This is a genomic window from Arthrobacter sp. 3Tela_A, assembly GCF_049311025.1.
In the GTDB taxonomy this organism is placed as follows: Bacteria; Actinomycetota; Actinomycetes; order Actinomycetales; family Micrococcaceae; genus Arthrobacter_B.
This window is the reverse complement of record NZ_JAXIOM010000018.1, coordinates 17,347-36,047: the sequence shown is the minus strand read 5'-3', so window position 1 is coordinate 36,047 and position 18,701 is coordinate 17,347. Positions and strand designations below refer to the sequence as shown.

The window sequence follows — 18,701 nt, the reverse complement described above, 5'->3', positions numbered from 1 at the left end:
GGTTTCAGCCTCCAAAAGAGCCGTGACTGTCCTCTCGACGGAACGGCGGGGGATTGACCCTCGGAGTTATGTACCAGAGACTTGGTACATTCTTTCGTCCATAGCTCCGGGGGATCCTTATGGCTGAGGCCGCACTATCGGTTTTTGGCACCATCACGTTCTGCGCCGTGGTTGTCGCTTTTATGGTGGTCACCGTCCGGCCGAGGCCCGGCACGGATCCCCGAACCATTACCGAAGCCGCGCAGAAGTATGCCCGCCGCATCGGGATGGTCGCCCTAGGAACCGCTCTGTGGCTCCCCGGAGTGCTCCAGCCGGTGCTGCGTGAGACCGGAGGGGAACTCTGGTGGGATGGTCACTACACCTTCTCCTCCGCCGTGGTGCAGCTGGGGACGCCGACGATCTTCGCACTCACCGTGCTGGCCGTCGGGGAACTGACCTGGCCCCGACCTCGGGGAACCGTCCGCACTGCCCGCCTGGAGCACCGCGGAGCCCGCGCGCTGATCCCCCGCTACATGACCGGCATCGCCGGCGCCTTCCTGGCCTATAACCTGCTCATCCTGGCGACGACGCTGGCCCGTGATCCCGGATCCGCTTCCGCACAGCACCTTCTGGCAGGCTGGGCCCCCTGGCTCCTGGTCACCGTGGCTGCGGTTGCCGGGATCCTCAAACTCATCTCCGTGCGGCCTGCGGTTCCGGGCACGGCCCCGGAAGCCGACGCCGCACTCCGCCTGGCCTCAGCCCACCGGGTAATGCGCACGGCAGCCGGCGTCCTGATCATGCTGGCCTGGTCCGGGGGCGTCTTCCTCTCGAACTACCCGAACCCGCCCGGACTCAGCACAGCCGGCGAGGCACTGCGGTATGTGTCCCTCTGGATCGTTTTCGCCGGCATCCTGGCGCTGCTGGTCCGGGCACCCCGGGTTCCCCTGCCGGATCCGCCCAGCACGGGCGCCGCCGTTCCTGCTCCGTCCAGGCTCGCAGTAAAGTCGATGGCCACCAGCCTGCGCCTGAGCATTGCCGGCCCCGTAGCCGCGGCAGCAGCCGGTGCGGGTGTGCTTGCCCTGAGCTGGGGCCATCGAACGGCAGCTCCCCTGGCACTGGCAGCCGCCGCCGTGCTCTTCACCGTGCTCTGCACCGGAACGGAAATCATTCATGCCCGCCGGATCCGGCAGCACGCCCCCGGCAACGAACCGCCTGGCCCGGAGGCGCAGAACTTCCTCCGGCCGCCTCGCTGGCTCGGATGGACCGGAACGGCCGCAGCAGCACTGAGCCTCGTCGTCCTTCTCGCAACTGCGGTGCTCGGCCCCTCCGTGGACCGGGCGGCCTGGAAGTACGCCCAGGACATGGCCAGCCCGCCAGGCGCACCCGGAGCACACGGAGGACACGGAGCACCCGAGCCTGGCCCTGTTATTGCCCCGGATCCCTTCTTCGACGGGCGGTTCGCCCTGGCCACGGCACTGCTGGTCCTGCTCCTGCCACTGCTGACAGACCTGGTTTCCCGAAAAGTACTCTCCCGCCCTGCCCTGCCTGCAGACCGTGACGTTGACCTCCGCCTCCGCAGAGTTGCCCTGTTCCGGCTGACCCGCACCAGCACCGCCACGTGCCTCGCGGCGGCAGGCCTGGTCTTCTGGGACTTGTCCTCGGACAACCGCTGGGCCCACAACTACTACGCCGACATCAACCATGAACCCCCGCTGACCTGGCTCGCTCCGCTGGTCCAGCAGACGAATGCGATGGCCTCCCTGCTGCTGCTCGCCGCAATCGTCGTGGCGTGGCGCCAGTTCGGCCCGTCCCATTTCCCGGATGATCCCCGCTACACCGAGCGGGCAGACCTCCCACCGGCGCAGCGGGCATGAGCGCACAGATCCAGGTTGATCTGGCCTCTCCTGTCCCTCCGTACGAACAGATCCGTTCCCAGGTGAGCAAGCTGGCCTCCACCGGCGCCCTGGCACCGGGCGACCGGCTGCCCACCATCCGCGCCCTCGCCTCGGACCTTGGTGTTGCTCCGGGGACCGTGGCAAGGGCCTATAAGGAACTTGAAGCCGATGGAACCGTAACAGCCCTGCGCCGCCGGGGTACCGTCGTTGCCCAGCGCAGCTTCCCTCCTGCGGACGCACAAGGTTCCGCTCCCCCCGAGGTGCGCGACGCCGTCGGGCAGCTTGCCGCCGCGGCCCGCCGGCACGGTCTCAGCGATGCCTTGGTGCTCACACTGCTGGCCGAAGCTCTGGCCCCGGCCGCGCCCGCCACTAGACTGGAGCGGTGACCACCATTCCCACACCGTACGAAGACCTGCTCCGCGACATCCTGGCGCACGGCACCCCGAAATCCGACCGCACGGGCACTGGAACCCGCAGTGTCTTCGGCCGGCAGATGCGTTTTGACCTCAGCGAATCCTTCCCGCTGATCACCACCAAGCGGGTGCATTTCAAGTCCGTTGCCCTGGAGCTGCTGTGGTTCCTGCGCGGGGACTCGAATGTGCGCTGGCTGCAGGAACGCGGCGTCACCATCTGGGATGAATGGGCGGACGACGACGGCGAGCTGGGACCGGTCTACGGCGTCCAGTGGCGCTCCTGGCCCACCCCGGACGGCGGGCAGATCGACCAGATCGCCAAGCTGATCGACGGCCTGAAAAACAACCCGGACTCGCGCCGGCACATCGTCACGGCTTGGAACCCGGCTGAGGTGGAGAACATGGCGCTGCCGCCGTGCCACGCAATGTTCCAGTTCTATGTGGCCGACGGCAAACTCTCCTGCCAGCTCTACCAGCGCTCGGCGGACACCTTCCTGGGTGTGCCGTTCAACATCGCCTCCTATGCACTGCTGACGCTGATGGTGGCGCAGCAGGTGGGCCTGGCGCCGGGCGAGTTCGTCTGGACCGGCGGCGACGTGCACGTTTACGACAACCATCTGGACCAAGTCACGGAACAGCTGTCCCGCTCGCCGTTCCCGTATCCTAAACTGCGGCTGAGGCGGAAGCCTGCCAGCATTTTCGATTATGAGCTTGATGACTTCGAGGTCCTGGACTACCAGCACCACCCCGGCATCAAGGCTCCCATCGCCGTGTGAAAGGGCACCCGTCTTGACTGAATCCAACAGGTTCGCTGATTCCACCCGCTACTACCCCGTTGGCCGCGCCGGCGAGGAGGGCCTGGAACTCGATGACGCGCTGGCCGCCCGCGGCTACGGAAGCACCGGAGTGCCGCTGGTCGGCATGATCTGGGCACAGACCACCGACGGCGTGATCGGCAAGGACGGCGGAATGCCGTGGCACCTGCCCGAAGACCTTGCCCACTTCAAGGCCAGCACGCTGGGCCATCCCGTAGTGATGGGCCGGCGCACCTGGGAGTCCTTCCCCGAAGCATTCCGTCCGCTGCCGGGGCGGAAGAACATTGTGATCTCATCCCGCGAGGGACTGGCCGCCGAGCTGGAACCTGCCGGCGCCGTCGTCGTTCCCTCCCTCGAAGCTGCGCTGGAAACCGCCGAAGGCAGCGACGGCGGCGACCGCATCTGGATCGTCGGCGGTTCACAGGTCTATGCCGACGCCGAGCCGCTGGCCGATGTTGCGATTGTCACCGTAATCAACACCGAGACCGACGGCGACAGCTACGCTCCGCGGCTGGGCCCGGACTGGACCTTCAGCGGCGTCAGCCCGGCACAGGACTGGTACACGTCCGCCAACGGACTGCAGTACCGCTTCGCGCTCTGGACCCGGAACCGCAACGTAACCGAGCAGGACGGCTGAGAACCCCTGCCCTAGACTGAAGGCATGACTTCAGCAGCTTCTTCTGTTCCCACCGCGGGCTTCGTCGGCTGGCGGGGCATGGTCGGGTCCGTCCTTATGCAGCGCATGCAGGACGAAGGCGATTTCGACCTGATCAACCCCGTCTTCTTTTCCACCTCGAACGCAGGCGGCGCAGCCCCGTCCTTCGCCGCAGGTGCAGGCGCCCTGCAGGACGCCTATGACATTGAGACGCTGGCCAAGCTGCCGATTATTGTCACTACCCAGGGCGGTGATTACACCTCCGAGGTGTACCCGAAGCTGCGCGACGCCGGCTGGGACGGTCTCTGGATTGATGCCGCCTCCACGCTGCGCATGGATGACAGCGCGATCATTGTGCTGGATCCGGTCAACCGGGACGTCATTGACGCCGGTCTGGCACGCGGGGTCAAGAACTTCGTGGGCGGCAACTGCACCGTGTCCTGCATGCTCATGGGCCTGGGCGGGCTGTTCCGCAACGGGCTCGTGGAATGGGGCACCTCCATGACCTACCAGGCCGCGTCCGGCGGCGGCGCCCGGCACATGCGCGAACTGCTCAACCAGTTCGGTGCGCTGAACTCCGCCGTGGCAGCGAACCTTGCCGATCCGGCGTCGGCCATCCTTGAAATCGACCGCGCAGTGCTGGCCCAGCAGAAGAATCCGTCCATGGATTCCTCGCAGTTCGGCGTTCCGCTGGCCGGTTCCGTAATCCCGTGGATCGATGCCGACCTGGGCAACGGCCAGTCCAAGGAAGAGTGGAAGGGCGGTGCGGAGACCAACAAGATCCTCGGCCTCGGTTCCGATTCCGGCCGGATCCCCTTCGATGGGCTCTGCGTCCGCATCGGCGCCATGCGCTCGCACTCCCAGGCGCTGACCCTGAAGCTCACCGAGGACCTGTCCGTCGCCGAGATCGAGCGGATCATCGACGCGGACAACCAGTGGGCCAAGGTGGTGCCGAACACCAAGGAAGCCACCATGGAACAGCTCACCCCGGTGGCCGTGACCGGCACGCTGGATATCCCCGTGGGCCGTATCCGCAAGCTGGAAATGGGCCCGGAGTACATCAGCGCGTTCACCATCGGCGACCAGCTGCTCTGGGGTGCGGCCGAGCCGCTGCGCCGGATGCTGCGCATCGCGACCGGCAACCTCTAGGGTTTCCGCCCCCCCTCATCGAGATCACAGAAACTGCACGTTTGGAGCTCCAAATGGGCAGTTTCTGTGATCTCGATGGTTTTGTAGGCAGATGCCCGACGGCGGTGCGCTAGTCGGCGCCGACGGCGGCCGCGGCTTCCGGCACACGGTGCGGATCCGGGTCGCCTGCCCCGCTGCGCAGAAGCAGCAGTCCCGCAGCTACGGCGCAGCAGATGGCTCCCACCCAGAAGGGCGCACGCATGCCGAGCCACTGCGCAACGTGGCCCACCAGGATGGCCGAGACCGCTCCGCCGAACCAGCGCAGGAAGTTATAGCCGGCGCTGTTCACCGCCCGCGGCCCTGTGCCCGAGCTCATCGCTGTGCCGGTGAAGAGGGTGTTAAGGATGCCGGAGAAGATGCCTGAGACAACGATGCCGATCACCATGACCGTCTTGTTCCCGGCAGCCATGCCCAGCAGTACCAGCGCGTAGATGAGCACCGTAGTCACCGCTCCCCCTCGTTCACCGAACCAGCCGGCCACCTTCGGTGCCAGCACCACGGATGAGACCGCCACGCACAGGCCCCAGCCAAAGAAGACAAACCCAACGAAGAAGGCACCTTCTTCCAGCACAAACGGCGACCAGGCAATGATCGAGAAGAACGCCGCTGTGTAGAACGCCGAGCCCAGGGAAGTCATCAGCAGGTTCCGGTTGCGCAGGGCCAGGATCGGGTCGATGAGCCGGATCTTCTGCCGCGCGGACTTGTCTTTGTCCTTGGCCAGCATCGCTGTGCAGAGAATGACGCCGATCGCCATCAGCACAGCGGTTCCGGCAAAGGGCCCGCGCCAGGAAATGGTGCCCAGGGCAGCGCCCAGCAGGGGCCCGACGGCGAGCCCCACCCCGAGTGCTGCCTCATACAGCAGGATGGCTCCGGCCTGCCCGCCGGCTGCGGCACCCACAATGACAGACAGGGCCGTGGCGATGAAGAACGCGTTGCCAAGTCCCCAGACTGCCCGCAGCCACACGAGCGTCTCGATGCTGTTTGCCAGCGAGCAGGCACCCGCGGCCAGAACGATAAGCACCAGTCCGGTCACCAGGGTGCGTTTGGCGCCAAAGCGGTAGGACATCACACCCGTCAGCAGCATCGCCAGGACCTGGACTCCCAGGTAGGAGCCAAAGAGCAGGGTGGTTTCCGTGGGAGAAGCACCGAGTTCCTCGGTAATGGTGTTCAGGATCGGGTCCACCAGCCCAATGCCCATAAACGCGATCACTGCTGCGAAGGCCGTCACCCAGACTGTTTTCGGCTGGCCGCGCAGCGCGTCCGCCAGCCGGGGATGTGATGGGGCTTCCCGCCCGGTCTTACTCATATCTGTGGTGCCTTTCAAGGGATGTATTTGACCGTCGGTTGGAGGAGGGAGTCATCCGACTACGGGAGGGGTGCCGGCCTGCTGCAGGTCTTCGGTATCCGGCCCCAGGGACAGCAGCCGCACGACTGCCGGCAGGGCGTCCTGGAGCAGTTTGCGGTCCTGCTCCGGCAGGCGCTCCAGCAGCAGCGCAAAGGATTGATTCCGGCGCTCCACGAGCTGGTCCACCTGCTCCCTTCCCTTCCGGGTCAGGTCAATGACGACCGCGCGCCGATCGGCGGGGTCTGCCCGCCGTTCCACAAGGTCCAGTTTCACCAGCCCGTTGACTACGGAGGTGGCTGAGGGCAGCTGTACACCTTCAAGGGCAGCGAGCTCCCCCATCCGCATCGGGCCGCGGTCGACAAGGGTGCTCATGACAGAGGACTGCGAGGCAGTCAGGTCCCAGCCGGGGATGCGGCGGCGGCTCAGGTGGTAGAGCCGGGGCAGCATGGGCCGCAGCTGCCGGGACAGCTCAAGGGACTCATCAAAGCTCATAGTTAAAGATTCTAACTATTCGAAGCTCTAAGTTATAACCCCGCCCCGGGTTAACGCAGAAACCGCCCGTTTGGAACTCCAAACGGGCGGTTTCGCTGTTTCGGCTTGCGGGTTACAGGGAGCAGTTGATGAGCAGCGGTTCCGGATGCAGCCGGATACCAAAGCGATGCTCGACGCCGTCAGCCACCGCCCGGGCAACGGCCAGCAGGTCTGCAGCCGAGGCACTTCCGCGGTTTGTCACGGCCAGGGTGTGCTTGGCGGACAGGGACGCCCGCCCGCCGGCCAGCTCCTCCCCCGCAGTACCCGGGAGACCGAAACCCTTGCCGAAGCCTGCGTGCTCGATCAGCCAGGCGGCACTGAGCTTGACCATGCCCGGGTCGGCTACGGGATAACGCGGTGCCTCGGCGGGAAGCCGGTCAGCATCCGGTGCGGGCAGGATGGGGTTCGTGAAGAAGGATCCGGTGCTGTAGGTGTCCGGATCCGCAGGGTCCAGGACCATGCCCTTGCCGGCACGCAGCCGCAGGACCTCACGGCGAACATCGGCTGTATCGGCGCTTTCGCCGACCTCGACGCCAAGGGCGCGCGCCAGCTCCGCGTAGCGCACGGGTGCGCTGACGGTTCCCTTGGTCACGGCAAACTCAACGCTCAGGACAACGTAGCGCGGCGATCCGTTCACCGTGGTGCGCTTCAGCAGCGAATCCCGGTAGCCGAACTCCAGTTCAGCGGCGCCGAACCGGCGGCGCGAGCGTTCCTGCCGGTCCCAGGCCAGCACCGATACGATGCTGTGCGAAACGTCGGCGCCGTAGGCACCCACGTTCTGCACCGGCGTCGCGCCGGCCAGCCCCGGAATGCCGGAGAGCGCTTCAAGTCCGGCGTAGCCTTCGGCCACTGTCCGGGCCACCAGGTCGTCCCACGGGTGTCCGGCCTGGACGTCGACGACGGCGGTGCCGCCGTCGCCTTCGCGGAACTCGATGCCCTGGTTGCCGACATGCACCACTGCCCCGGCAAAACCGTCATCGGAAATAAGCAGGTTCGAACCGCCGCCGACGAGCAGCAGAGGTTCGGATGCTTCGTCGGCCGCCCGCACCATCGAGACGAGTTCATCGGCGGTTTCGGCGTTCAGGTAACGCCGTGCCGGTCCGCCCACGCGGGACGTGGTCAGGGATGCAAGCTGCATCGAGGTCAGGGCGCTCACCAGACCCGTACAACCGCCTGTGCCTTGACCAGCACCTTCTGCCCGTTGAACGTCACCGTCAGGTCAATCCGCGCGGTGGAGTTGTCAGCGTCGACGGCACCGACCGTGCCGGTGATTTCGACGGCGGCACCCGGGGCGTCGTCGACGTCCTCCACGGTGACCGGGCGGGTGAAGCGGGTCTGGTAATCCAGGACGGCGCCCGGATCCCCGATCCAGTCGGTGACCAGCTGGACGGCTGCCCCCATGGTGAACATGCCGTGCGCAATGACGCCGGGCAGGTCCACGGACCGGGCGAAGCGTTCGTTCCAGTGGATTGGATTGAAGTCTCCGGAGGCGCCGGCGTAGCGGACCAGGTCCGCCCGGCTGATTTCCAGAGTGGTGCGGCCGATTTCCTGCCCGGTCTGCAGTTCGCTGAGTGCAATCGACATGGCTACTTGCCCTCTCCCCGGACGAGGATGGATGAGACCGTGGTGGCGACTTTCTCGCCTTCCACGGTGGAGATTTCCGCGCGGGTAGTGACCAGGGCGCCGTCGCCCATCGCCCGCACATTGTCTACGTGGAGTTCAGCCAGCAGTTCATCGCCGGCCACGATCGGGCGGTGGTGGGTGAAGCGCTGGTCTGCGTGGACCACGCGGGAGAAGTCGATGCCGGCTTCCGGGTCCCGGATCAGCTGGGCGTCGGCCTGCTGGGCCACGATGATCGCGAAGGTGGGCGGAGCGACGAGGTCGGCGTAGCCGAGGTCCTGCGCTGCGGCGACCTCGAAGTGGGCAGGGCTGGTGGCTTTCACGGCCCGGGCGAACTCCCGGATTTTTTCCCGGCCCACCTGATAGGACCCGGGGGGGGGGGGGGGGGGGCCCCCCCCCCCCCCCCAGCTCGGGGTTGATGCTCATTTGTTTCCCTTCATCCGGCGTCGGGCGTCACGGGCTCGCACCACCATACCGCTCAGGTGAACGCTCATGCCCACAACGATCACCGGCAGGGCCAGGTACATGATGACTTGCTGGTTGGTCACCGCACCCAGAAGGACCATCAGGATTCCCGCGCCGGTCACCGAAAGTGCAATGACGACGAGGCGGCGGTAGAGCGGAGAACCGGTTTCCCAGGGGGTGTTAAGCATGGCTTCAGAATACAGTCGCGGCACCGGCGCTGCCGAAACGGCGGTGCTGGGCGGAAGCTTTAGAAGAGCGGCTGCTGGAGCGCAGGCAGGTTGGTCGCAAAGGCACCGAGCTCGATCCGCTGCCCTTTCAGGGCGGTGAGGTCGGCCAGGAAGTGAAGTCCGGCGTCGTCAGTGGCCGTGAGCGCGGTGCTGCCCAGCATCCCGCGGATACGAAGGCCGTGGTCCCCGGTGGACAGCGCCAGGGGGTACAGCCCGGGAGCGTCCTCTTCCAGGACCGTTGCGAAGGCCGCAGGGCGGGGCCAGGATTCCTTGACCACCTCGAATCCCTCCGGGTCCCGGTCGAACAGGACTGCCCTGGCGCCGTCGGCGTGGCCCGCGTTGATGGCCCGGAGTTCTTCGTCGGGCAGCGGCGTGGCCAGGGCAGCGCACTTGTGTCCGGCGCGAACAGCCTGCGGCAGGCCAAGTGCTGCGGAAATCTCGTCTTCCAGGACCCGGACCTGCAGCCCGTTGGCAGCGCGGGCCACGTACTGGCCGGCGAGCGCTCCCTGCTCGGTCAGGCGCAGGATCTTCCTCCGGTCTGCTGCGGTGCCAACCTTGGTGGTCCCGTCCGCGAAGGTGGCGATGTAGAGCCACTGCGGCCGGGCGAGGTAGCTGCGCAGCCCGGCGGGCAGTCCACCGCCGCGGTGGCTGTTGTGCACCAGCCGGCCTTCATCCTGGAAGAAGCACCGCTTGCACTGGTAGCCCCGCTCCGCGGCGGCATTGCCCGGGCAGGGCTGGTTCTTCCGCCCGTCGTCCCGGACCAGTTCGTAGCCCAGGCAGTAGCGCGCTGCCTCGGACCGGATCCGGAAGCGCAGTTCCGCTCCGGGCGCGAGCCTCAGCATCGACCTTCCGCCGGGCTGGAGAAGGCGCAGGAAAGCTCCCTCTTCGTCCCACGCTGTGCCGCCGCACAGGTACATGGAGTTCGTCATGCGGCAATGGCCTCCGGAAGCTAGGGGTTCCTTTTCACGGTACCGCACGGGCCGGGACTGCCCCAGACGCCGCTTACCGCCGGGACCTGCGGGCAGCCAGACGCGCCAGCAGGTGCTCCTCTGCGTCGACACCGGGGGTAATCCCGGACGGAATCCGGAAGAGGAACACCAAGCCAAGCGCCCACCAGAGCCCGAACATCAGCCACGGTGCAGCGCCGAGGGCAGCGGGCATCCCGGGAAGGTAAAGCGAGAGCAGGCCCAGGCAGAGGAGGAACGCCGCCAGCCCGATGATCCGCCCGCCGTTGCCCCGGCCGCCGATCCGCAGCGGACGCTCCATGTTCGGTTCACGCACCCGCAGCAGCACAAACACCAGGGACACCATCGCGTAGGCAATCACGATGCTGGGGGAACCTGAGTCCACCAGCCAGCCGAGCATGTTCTGGCCAAAGAACGGGGCCAGCACGGAGATGCCGCCAATGAACAGCAGGGCATTGGCCGGGGTGCGGTACTTCGGGTGCAGTTTCCCGAACCAGGCCGGCAGCATGCCGGAGCGCGCCATCGAGTACATCAGCCGCGACGCACCGAGCAGCAGGGAGTTCCAGGACGTGAGGATGCCGGCAATACCTCCGGCGATCAGCACCTTGGCCATGGTGTCGCTGTTGAACAGCGCGCCCATTGCATCGGCAGTGGCGATGTCCGTGGCAGCGAGGTCCGCGGCGGGCATGGCGGAGGCCGTGGTGAGGATGGTGCCCACGTACCAGACCGTGGCGAGCATAACGGCAATGACCACCAGCCGCCCGATCTGCCGGGGCGGAATCCTGGTCTCTTCGGCGGACTGGGGAATAACGTCAAAGCCGACGAACATAAACGGAACCACCACCAGGACGGCGAAGAACCCGCCCATGCCGCCGGTGAAGAACGGTTCCATGTTCGCGGCCGAGCCGCCGGTGAAGGAGCCGAACACCAGCATGAGTCCCACGATGAGCAGCAGCAAAACGACGAAGGTCTGCGCGAATCCGGCCTGTTTCACGCCAAGGATGTTGATCCCGGTAATTACGACGGCGGCGATCACCCCTACCAGCGCCCAGGTCAGGTGCACCTGGTCCCCCGCCACTTCCCAGAGGGGCACGGCGTTGAGGTTGGGGAACAGGTACGTCGCGGTCCGGGGAAGGGCCACGGCCTCGAACGCGACAATGCTGATGTATCCGCCGGTAATCGCCCAGGACCCGATGAAGGACCAGCGCGGTCCCATTCCACGGAGGAGGTAGTTGTGCTCTCCGCCGGCCTTGGGCATCGCCGCGACCAGTTCAGCGTAGGTCAGTCCCACTACTGCCATAATCAGGCCGCCGGCTGCCATGGCGAGGGCTGCACCCATGGTTCCGGCTGAGGATATCCAGTCGCCGGTGAGCACCACCCAGCCGAAGCCGATCATGGCTCCGAATCCGAGTGCCAGGACGTCCCAGTTGCCCAGGACCTTCAACAGGGACGGTTCGGCCTGTCCGGCGTCCACTTCTGATCGAGCCATTCGTTTACCCCTTTTGTTTGCAGTGCCATGAGCGGTGCGTGCGAAGGTGGTGCAGAACTAACGGTCAGCCGGTGGAGCCGGCCGGTGTCTCTTAGCTGAGCGGCCCCTGGCCGGGAGTGCCTCCGCGCAGGTAGACGGTGGTGGTGTGGGTGAAGAACTCCTTAGCAGACTGGCCCTGTTCCTTGGGCCCGTAGCCGGACTTCCGGGCACCGCCAAACGGCACATGGGGGTCGGCGCCGGCTGATTCAGAGTTCACATGCAGGATGCCGACGTCGATGCCCTCCACGGCGTCAAGGACACGGGTGACGTCCTGGGTGAAAACCGCGGCCGAGAGGCCGTACTCTCCCTGGCCTGCCCATTCGAAGGCCTGGGCCGCGCTGGAGGCGCGGCGGAAGGCGAGCACCGGTCCGAAGAACTCCTCCGTCCAGGCCGGATTGGACTCCGCGGCGTCCGCGTCTGCGGGCAGTTCCAGAATGGCCGGCGGAACGAACGCCGACTCAGTCCCCGCGCCGTCGGGCATGCTGCCCTGGAACAGCAGACGGGCACCGCCGGAGAGGGCAGCATCAATTCCAGCACGCACGTCCTGGGCGGCCGCGGCAGACACGAGCGGCCCCATCTGCACTGACGTCCCCGTCGGGTCCCCCGTGTTCCAGTCCCCGAGCCGGGCAGTGAGGCGGGCCAGGAAGTCCCCGGCCACCGATTCCTCCACGATGAGGCGCGACGTTGCCGTGCACTTCTGGCCGGTGGACCGGAAGGCGCCGAACAGCACCTGTTCGGCGGCCAGGTCCAGGTCAGCGCCGGCAAGCACAACGGCGGCGTTCTTGCCGCCCATTTCCGCCTGGACCGGAACGCCTCGGGCAGCACCGGCGGCGGTGAGGCAGCGGCCGACTCCGGTGGAGCCGGTGAAGGTCAGCCCGTCCAGCAGCGGGTGTTCCACCAGGGCGGTGCCAAGTTTGCCGGGCCCCATCACCAGGTTCAGCACGCCCTTGGGCAGTCCGGCCTCGTCCAGGGCCTCCGCGAGGCGCTGCGCCAGAAGGGGTACGGTGCTGGCCGGTTTCCAGACCACGGTGTTGCCGTAGGCCAGCGCCGGGGCGATCTTCCACGCCGGAATGGCTATGGGGAAGTTGAAGGGCGTGACGACGCCGATCACGCCCAGCGGCTTGCGGACCACCAGGATCTGCTCTCCGCGCCGCGGCGAAGAGAACACCTCTCCGGCAGCACGGTCTCCCTCATTTCCGTAATAGCGCAGGATCTGCGCAGCGCGGAGCACCTCTCCCCTGCCCTCGGCGAGGGTCTTGCCCTCCTCACGCGCGAGCTCCAGGCCCAGCTCATCCGCTGCCGCTTCCAGCAGGCCGGCGGCACGCAGCAGGACGGCGCCGCGTTCGTGCATGGGCACAGACGCCCAGGCACGCGCAGCATCAGCGGCAGCTTCGACGGCCCGTTCCAGCTGCTCCGGGGAGGCCTGCTTTCCGACGGCCACCGTTTCTGCGGGCCGGGCGGGGTTGGACGAGACAAGGTCCGGGCCGCCGCCGTCTTCCCATTTTCCGGCGATGAACTGCCGCAGTTCGGCGGCGGGGGTGGTGCTGGCCAAGGGCTTCTCCTGTGTTCTGTGGACCGGTGCGGTTAGCGGAAGGCGGGGACGCCGGTGAGGTGCTGGCCGAGGATGAGCGTGTGTACCTCGTCCGTGCCCTCGTAGGTGCGCACTGATTCAAGGTTGTTCGCGTGGCGCAGCGGCGAGTAGTCCAGCGTGATGCCGTTGCCGCCCAGGATCGTCCGCGCTTCCCTGGCGATCGCGATGGCTTCGCGGACGTTGTTCAGTTTGCCCACGGAGATCTGGTGGTTCTGCAGGGTGCCCGCGTCCTTGAGCCTGCCCAGATGCAGGGCAAGCAGGAACCCCTTGTTGATTTCCAAGGCCATGTCCACGAGCTTCTGCTGGGTGAGCTGGTAACCGGCCAGGGGCTTGTCGAACTGCAGCCGCTCCTTGGAGTAGGCCAGCGCAGCTTCGAAGGAATCCCGGGCCGCGCCCATGGATCCCCAGATGATTCCGTAGCGTGCCTCGTTGAGGCAGGAGAACGGGCCGCGCAGTCCGCGTGCCCCGGGCAGAATCGCGTCGGCGGGCAGGCGCACGTCGCTGAGCTCGATTTCGCACTGGATGCTGGCCCGCATGGACAGCTTGGGCTCAATCGGCGTTGCGGTGTAGCCCGCAGTTTCCGTGGGAACCACAAAACCCCGGATTCCCTCCTCGGTCTGTGCCCAGATCACTGCCACCGAGGCAACGTTGGCCAGCCCGATCCAGCGTTTGGTGCCGTTGAGGACCCAGTCGCCGCCGTCGCGCCGGGCGAAGGTCTTCATCGCCGAGGGATCGGAGCCGGCCGTCGGCTCGGTGAGGCCAAAGCAGCCAATTTCCTCGCCGCGGGCCATGCCAGGCAGCCAGCGGCTCTTCTGGTCCTCGGAACCCCACTTGGAGATGGCGCTCATGGCAAGCGACCCCTGGACGGAGACGAAGGTGCGCAGCCCCGAATCCCCGGCTTCAAGCTCTGCTCCGGCCAGACCGTATTCGACCGCGGAACGGCCGCCGCAGCCGTAGCCGTGCAGGTGCATCCCCAGCAGCCCCAGCCTGCCCATTTCCGGAACGATCTCCCGCGGGAAATGCGCGGCTTCGAACCAGCCTGCGATGTTGGGCCGGATGGCTTCGTCCACAAAACTGCGGACCTTCGCACGCAGTGCCAGTTCTTCGCTGCTGAGCAGGGAATCGAAGCTGATCAGATCCGAGGGATCCAGGGTTTGGGTGGCCGGGGTTGCTGTGGTGCTCATGGGGTTCTTCTCTTTCGGACTGCCGGCGGCGGCCGGCGGGGTTTGGGCAGGGAAGGCTGTGAGGTGTTAGGACTCGGCTGTGCCGGCGGTTTCCAGGATTGCAGTGCGCAGAACCTGGAGCCCGTCCCGCAGCAGCTCCGGACCGATGACCAGCGGAGGCAGCAGGCGGATGACGTTGCCGTAGGTGCCGCAGGTCAGGGTCAGGACACCCCGGGCGTGGCAGGCGGCGGAGATAGCCTGGGCCAGATCAGGCCGCGGTTCGAGGCTGCCGGAATCGGCGAACTCAAGGGCGAGCATCGCTCCCCTGCCACGGAACTGCGCAAGGGCAGGCACACTTTCAACCAGGGGTTCCAGGACTTCCCGGGCAGTGTCTTCAATGGCCCGGGCGCTGGCCAGGAGGCGGCCGTCCTCAAACTCCTCGAAGACAGCGAGCGCGGCTTCACAGGCCAGCGGGTTGCCGGCGTAGGTTCCGCCCAGGCCGCCGGTGTGCACGGCGTTCATCAGCTCCGCCCGGCCGGTGACGGCCGAAAGCGGAAGACCGCCGGCCAAAGCCTTGGCGCTGAGCGTGATATCTCCGGCGACACCCTCGTGTTCGCTGGCAAACAGCTGTCCGGTGCGGCCCATGCCGGCCTGGATTTCGTCCATCACAAGGACAATTCCGTGCTTGTCCGCGAGCGCGCGCAGACCCTGCAGGAAGCCCGGGGCGGGAACCACAAAACCGCCCTCGCCCTGGATGGGCTCGATCACCATGGCGGCAAAGGTTTCCGCGCCGTGCTCGGCGAGCAGCTGCTCGACTCCGGCCAGCGCGGCATCGGCAGCCCCGGCACCCGGCCGTTCTGCGCGGGCCGGGCGCAGCGGATTGGCCGAGGGAGCGCGCTTCACCTGATCCGGCAGCGGGCCGAAATTCAGCCGGTAGGGGTTCTCCTTGGCCGTCATGGCCATGGTGAGCAGGCTGCGGCCGTGGTAAGCCTCGTCAAACACCAGGATGTTGGGCCGGCCGGTAGCGGGCGCGGGCAATTTTGACGGCGTTTTCCACGGCTTCTGCGCCGGTGGAGAACAGGGCCGTGCGCTTCTGGAAATTCCCGGGGGTGTGTTCGTTCAGCCAGCGGCAGACCTGTGTGAAGGAATCGTATTCCGTGACCATAAAGCAGGTGTGCGTGAACTTTTCGAGCTGCGCCGCAACACGCTCCCGGACCCGGGCGTTGGCCGCGCCCACACTTGTCACTGCAATTCCCGAGGCGAAGTCAATCAGACGGTTCCCGTCCACGTCCTGCAGGATCCCGCCGTCGGCCCGCTCGATGAAGACCGGCAGGGCGGTGCCGAATCCGGAACTCACCTGATCCTGGCGCTGCGCGTGCAGCTCGCGGGAACGCGGCCCTGGAACCGCGGTTTCGAGGTGTCGGGACTGCTGCAGCGTGGTTTCAGCGGCAGGGGCGGTGGAAGTCATGAGCACACGCTACGGACGGGTGCGACATGCGTCATTGAACATTCCGGCCAAATTTGGGCCGGATACCGGATGATTTATCCCATGGTTTCCCTTTCTGAGCTCTGCGCCGTTCTCGGAACGCATCTGGTTCCCGTCAACGGCCGCTCCCTGCCGGCCCGTGAGCTGTCCGGCGTCCACGTCTCGGAGCTTGTGGATCCCACCCCCTATCTCGACGGCGGGGAGCTGCTGCTGACCACCGGCATGCCGCTGGGCGGCAACCCTGCAGCGACCCGGCAGTACGTCGAGCGCCTCCGGTCCAGGGGCGTCCATGCACTAGGCATCGGGCTGGGTCCCTGGCTGGCCGAAGTCCCGGAGTATCTCTGTGCTGCCTGCGACGAAGCGCAGATCCATCTGCTCGCCGTTCCCGACGGCGTTCCCTTCCAGAACGTCTCCCGGTCCTACTGGGCACTCTCCGCCCGCAGCGGGCAGGCGGAGCTGATGGGCAGTCTGGGTACCCAGACGTCGCTCGCGCAGGCGGCGATGCGCCCCGGAGGTGCCGCCGCCGTCATCCGCGGCCTTGCCCAGGCTCTGGGCGGCTGGGCGGCCTTCCTTCCTTCTTCCGGAACTGAGCCCGTCCGGTACTGGCCGGAGAGCACGGGCGCCCTGTTGCCGCTGCTGCGCGAAGAGACACTTCGGCTCAACCGTGCCGGCACCCATTCGGCAGCGACGTTCGAACTGCACGGCCAGCCGGTGGTTGAGTACCCCATTGCTGCCGGCGGCCGGATTCACGGATTCCTGGCTGTGGGTCCGGGACGCAAGCTCGCGGCCCCGGACCGGCAGGTCATCATGACCGTCTGCACGCTCCTGGCGCTGAAGGCCCGCCAGCGGGAGGCAGCATCCGGTGCTGCCGCCGTGCTGGAGGGTGCTGTTGCCAAGCTGGTGCTCCACGGCCATACGGAGGCCGCGCGGATTCTGGCCGAAGACGCCGGGCATCCCGAGCTTCCTCGGCGCGTCCGGGTCCTGGCGCTGGCAGCAGGTCCGGGTGCCGGGGAGGGGCCGCAGACCGGGGCGGAGGACCTGCTGGGAGCAGCGCCGGCCCTGAAGCCGGCACCCGGGGTTCCCCCGCTTCCAGAGCAGCTGTCCGGGTGCCCACTGCGCCACGAGCGCGACGGCGTGCTGTACGTCCTGCTGTCCGCGGAGGACTGCCCGCAGCGGGAAACCCGGATCCCGGCGGCTCAGATGCCGGAGCTCTCCGGAGCCGTCAGCGATCCGGTTAGCCTGGCAGAGGTGCCCGGCGTACTGCCCGGACTGCGCCGGGCCCTGGCCCAGGCTGCGGCCGGCACGCTCGCCGGAACAGCCGGTCCCGCCCACGCTGCTGCAGAGGCCTGGGTACGGACGCTCACCGCATATCCCCGGGCAGATCTGGCGGGAACCGTCACTGAGTATTTGCGTCACCGCGGCCACTGGGAGAACGCGTCCCGGGCCCTGGGTGTGCACCGGAACTCGCTGCGCCACCGCATCGCGCTGGCGTCTTCCCTGCTGGGTGTGGACCTGGATGATCCGGATGTCTTCGCACCGCTGTGGCTGGAGCTGCGTCAGCGCGAGAGGTAGTCCTCCGGCTCCTGCACTGCGCCAGGTTCCCGGAGCCAGTTCAGGACCGCTTCGGTGTGCTGTCCCAGCCGCGGCGGGGCTTCGGCCCGCGGAGCCAGCGGCGGCTCCCACTGGGCCGGGTGCCGGATCTGCTTACCTGCCGGGGCGCCGTCGGCGTCCCTGACTTCAAGCACCGGCTCCAGGCCCAGGGATTCCGCGAAGACGATTCCCTCATCGATGCCGGAGACCTTGCCCGCCGGTATCCCGGCGCGGCTCAGCCGTTCCTGCCAGTGTGCGGCCGGTGCCGCTGCCAGGCAGTGCTCGAGCAGCGGGATCAGCGTCTCCCGGTTCTGTACCCGCGCACTGTTGGTGGCGAACCGCTCATCGGCTGCCAGTTCCGGGGCATCCAGTTCCCGCGCCAGCCGGGCGAACTGTGCATCATTGCCGCAAGCCACGGCCAGCGGAACGTCGGCACAGGCCAGCAGCTGGTACGGGACGATCGAGGGGTGGGCGTTACCCATGGGGCCCGGCACCACGCCGGCTCCGAGGTAGGCCTGTGCCTGGTTGGCCAGCGCACCCTGCAGGCTGGAGAGCAGGTTCAGCCGGATGTGGCTGCCGCGGCCGGTGGCCCTGCGGGACTGCAGTGCCGCCAGGACGGCGATGGTGGTGTCTTTGGCCGTCAGCACGTCCACGAGCGCAACTCCGGCTTTCAGCGGCGTTCCGCCTGCCTCGCCGGTGATGCTCATCAAGCCGCCGAGGGCCTGCACTACAAAGTCGTAGCCGGGCAGCCCGCGTCCCCCGCCGTCCCCGAAACCGGAAATCGAGGCGTACACCAGTCCCGGATTCGCGTCGCTCAGTTCCGCATAGCCCAGCCCCAGCCGGTCCATCCCGCCGGGTTTGAAGTTCTCCACCAGCACGTCTGCCCGCAGCGCCAGTTCCCGGGCGAGCTGCCTGCCGTGTTCATCGCCAAGATCCAGGCAGACCGATTCCTTGTTCCGGTTCACGGACTCGAAGTAGGTTGCGCCGGTGGCGGACCAGGGCGGGCCCCAGCTGCGGGTGTCATCCCCGCTTTCCGGGCGTTCCACCTTGATGACCCGCGCGCCGAGGTCCGCCAGCGTCATGGTGCACAGCGGGCCGGCAAGGACCCGGGAGAAGTCAGCTACCAGGATTCCTTCAAGCGGACGCTGGCCCGCCGGTGTGTTCTCAGTGTCTGCCACAGCTTCGCTCCCCTGTTCCCTGCCCGGGGTTTCCACGGGCTCCGGTATGGACGGTTTTCACCACCCT

The 18,701-nt window shown here is 67.1% G+C and carries 17 protein-coding genes and 1 pseudogene; 6 read left to right on the top strand and 12 right to left on the bottom strand.

Features of this window, described 5'->3' with window-relative positions; translation table 11 throughout:
- The first annotated feature begins 119 nt into the window (after positions 1-119).
- From TVC13_RS07590 to asd, 5 genes are read left to right on the top strand one after another with little or no spacing between them, the layout of a single operon-like run.
- Positions 120-1,853, top strand: a complete 1,734-nt coding sequence (locus TVC13_RS07590; protein ID WP_422400616.1) for a hypothetical protein — start codon at positions 120-122, stop codon at positions 1,851-1,853.
- Positions 1,850-2,260, top strand: a complete 411-nt coding sequence (locus TVC13_RS07585) for a GntR family transcriptional regulator (protein ID WP_422400615.1) — start codon at positions 1,850-1,852, stop codon at positions 2,258-2,260. The genes TVC13_RS07590 and TVC13_RS07585 overlap by 4 nt, the downstream gene beginning before the upstream one ends.
- The gene (locus TVC13_RS07580) at positions 2,257-3,063 is read left to right on the top strand and encodes a thymidylate synthase (protein WP_422400614.1); all 807 of its coding nucleotides are present in this window, start codon (positions 2,257-2,259) and stop codon (positions 3,061-3,063) included. The genes TVC13_RS07585 and TVC13_RS07580 overlap by 4 nt, the downstream gene beginning before the upstream one ends.
- Positions 3,064-3,076: 13 nt before the next feature.
- The gene (locus TVC13_RS07575; RefSeq protein WP_422400613.1) at positions 3,077-3,739 is read left to right on the top strand and encodes a dihydrofolate reductase; all 663 of its coding nucleotides are present in this window, start codon (positions 3,077-3,079) and stop codon (positions 3,737-3,739) included.
- A 24-nt stretch (positions 3,740-3,763) separates the two neighbouring features.
- Positions 3,764-4,906 (top strand): aspartate-semialdehyde dehydrogenase, encoded by a 1,143-nt coding sequence (gene asd / locus TVC13_RS07570; RefSeq protein ID WP_422400612.1) that lies wholly within the window; start codon positions 3,764-3,766, stop codon positions 4,904-4,906.
- Positions 4,907-5,015: 109 nt separating this feature from the next.
- Here the strand turns inward: asd and TVC13_RS07565 are convergent, their stop codons facing one another.
- The 11 genes and pseudogenes from TVC13_RS07565 to TVC13_RS07515 all read right to left on the bottom strand — a co-directional run bounded on the left by TVC13_RS07565 (position 5,016) and on the right by TVC13_RS07515 (position 15,848).
- Positions 5,016-6,251, bottom strand: a complete 1,236-nt coding sequence (locus tag TVC13_RS07565; RefSeq protein ID WP_422400611.1) for an MFS transporter — start codon at positions 6,249-6,251, stop codon at positions 5,016-5,018.
- Between the two features lie 51 nt (positions 6,252-6,302).
- The gene (locus TVC13_RS07560) at positions 6,303-6,782 is read right to left on the bottom strand and encodes a MarR family winged helix-turn-helix transcriptional regulator (RefSeq protein WP_422400610.1); all 480 of its coding nucleotides are present in this window, start codon (positions 6,780-6,782) and stop codon (positions 6,303-6,305) included.
- 112 nt (positions 6,783-6,894) lie between these two features.
- Positions 6,895-7,968 (bottom strand): UDP-N-acetylmuramate dehydrogenase, encoded by a 1,074-nt coding sequence (locus TVC13_RS07555; protein WP_422400636.1) that lies wholly within the window; start codon positions 7,966-7,968, stop codon positions 6,895-6,897.
- Between the two features lie 5 nt (positions 7,969-7,973).
- On the bottom strand, positions 7,974-8,405 hold the full coding sequence (locus TVC13_RS07550) for a MaoC family dehydratase (protein WP_422400609.1): 432 nt from the start codon (positions 8,403-8,405) through the stop codon (positions 7,974-7,976).
- 2 nt (positions 8,406-8,407) lie between these two features.
- Positions 8,408-8,764 (bottom strand): FAS1-like dehydratase domain-containing protein, encoded by a 357-nt coding sequence (locus TVC13_RS07545; RefSeq protein ID WP_422400608.1) that lies wholly within the window; start codon positions 8,762-8,764, stop codon positions 8,408-8,410.
- Between the two features lie 99 nt (positions 8,765-8,863).
- A complete protein-coding gene (locus tag TVC13_RS07540) occupies positions 8,864-9,094 on the bottom strand; it encodes a hypothetical protein (RefSeq protein WP_422400607.1) in 231 nt (76 codons plus the stop codon).
- Positions 9,095-9,153: 59 nt separating this feature from the next.
- On the bottom strand, positions 9,154-10,062 hold the full coding sequence (locus TVC13_RS07535) for a DUF2797 domain-containing protein (protein ID WP_422400606.1): 909 nt from the start codon (positions 10,060-10,062) through the stop codon (positions 9,154-9,156).
- A gap of 73 nt (positions 10,063-10,135) precedes the next feature.
- The gene (locus tag TVC13_RS07530; protein WP_422400605.1) at positions 10,136-11,587 is read right to left on the bottom strand and encodes an APC family permease; all 1,452 of its coding nucleotides are present in this window, start codon (positions 11,585-11,587) and stop codon (positions 10,136-10,138) included.
- Between the two features lie 91 nt (positions 11,588-11,678).
- Positions 11,679-13,178 carry an aldehyde dehydrogenase family protein gene (locus TVC13_RS07525; RefSeq protein WP_422400604.1) on the bottom strand — a complete coding sequence of 500 codons (1,500 nt, stop codon included), beginning with the start codon at positions 13,176-13,178 and terminating at the stop codon, positions 11,679-11,681.
- Between the two features lie 32 nt (positions 13,179-13,210).
- The gene (locus tag TVC13_RS07520; RefSeq protein ID WP_422400603.1) at positions 13,211-14,401 is read right to left on the bottom strand and encodes an acyl-CoA dehydrogenase family protein; all 1,191 of its coding nucleotides are present in this window, start codon (positions 14,399-14,401) and stop codon (positions 13,211-13,213) included.
- A gap of 66 nt (positions 14,402-14,467) precedes the next feature.
- Positions 14,468-15,848 (bottom strand): annotated as a pseudogene (locus TVC13_RS07515) (aminotransferase class III-fold pyridoxal phosphate-dependent enzyme).
- A gap of 81 nt (positions 15,849-15,929) precedes the next feature.
- Here TVC13_RS07515 and TVC13_RS07510 point away from each other — a divergent pair.
- A complete protein-coding gene (locus TVC13_RS07510) occupies positions 15,930-17,438 on the top strand; it encodes a PucR family transcriptional regulator (RefSeq protein WP_422400602.1) in 1,509 nt (502 codons plus the stop codon).
- Here TVC13_RS07510 and TVC13_RS07505 read toward each other — a convergent pair.
- The gene (locus TVC13_RS07505) at positions 17,423-18,634 is read right to left on the bottom strand and encodes a CaiB/BaiF CoA transferase family protein (protein WP_422400601.1); all 1,212 of its coding nucleotides are present in this window, start codon (positions 18,632-18,634) and stop codon (positions 17,423-17,425) included. The genes TVC13_RS07510 and TVC13_RS07505 overlap by 16 nt on opposite strands.
- Between the last annotated feature and the right edge of the window lie 67 nt (positions 18,635-18,701).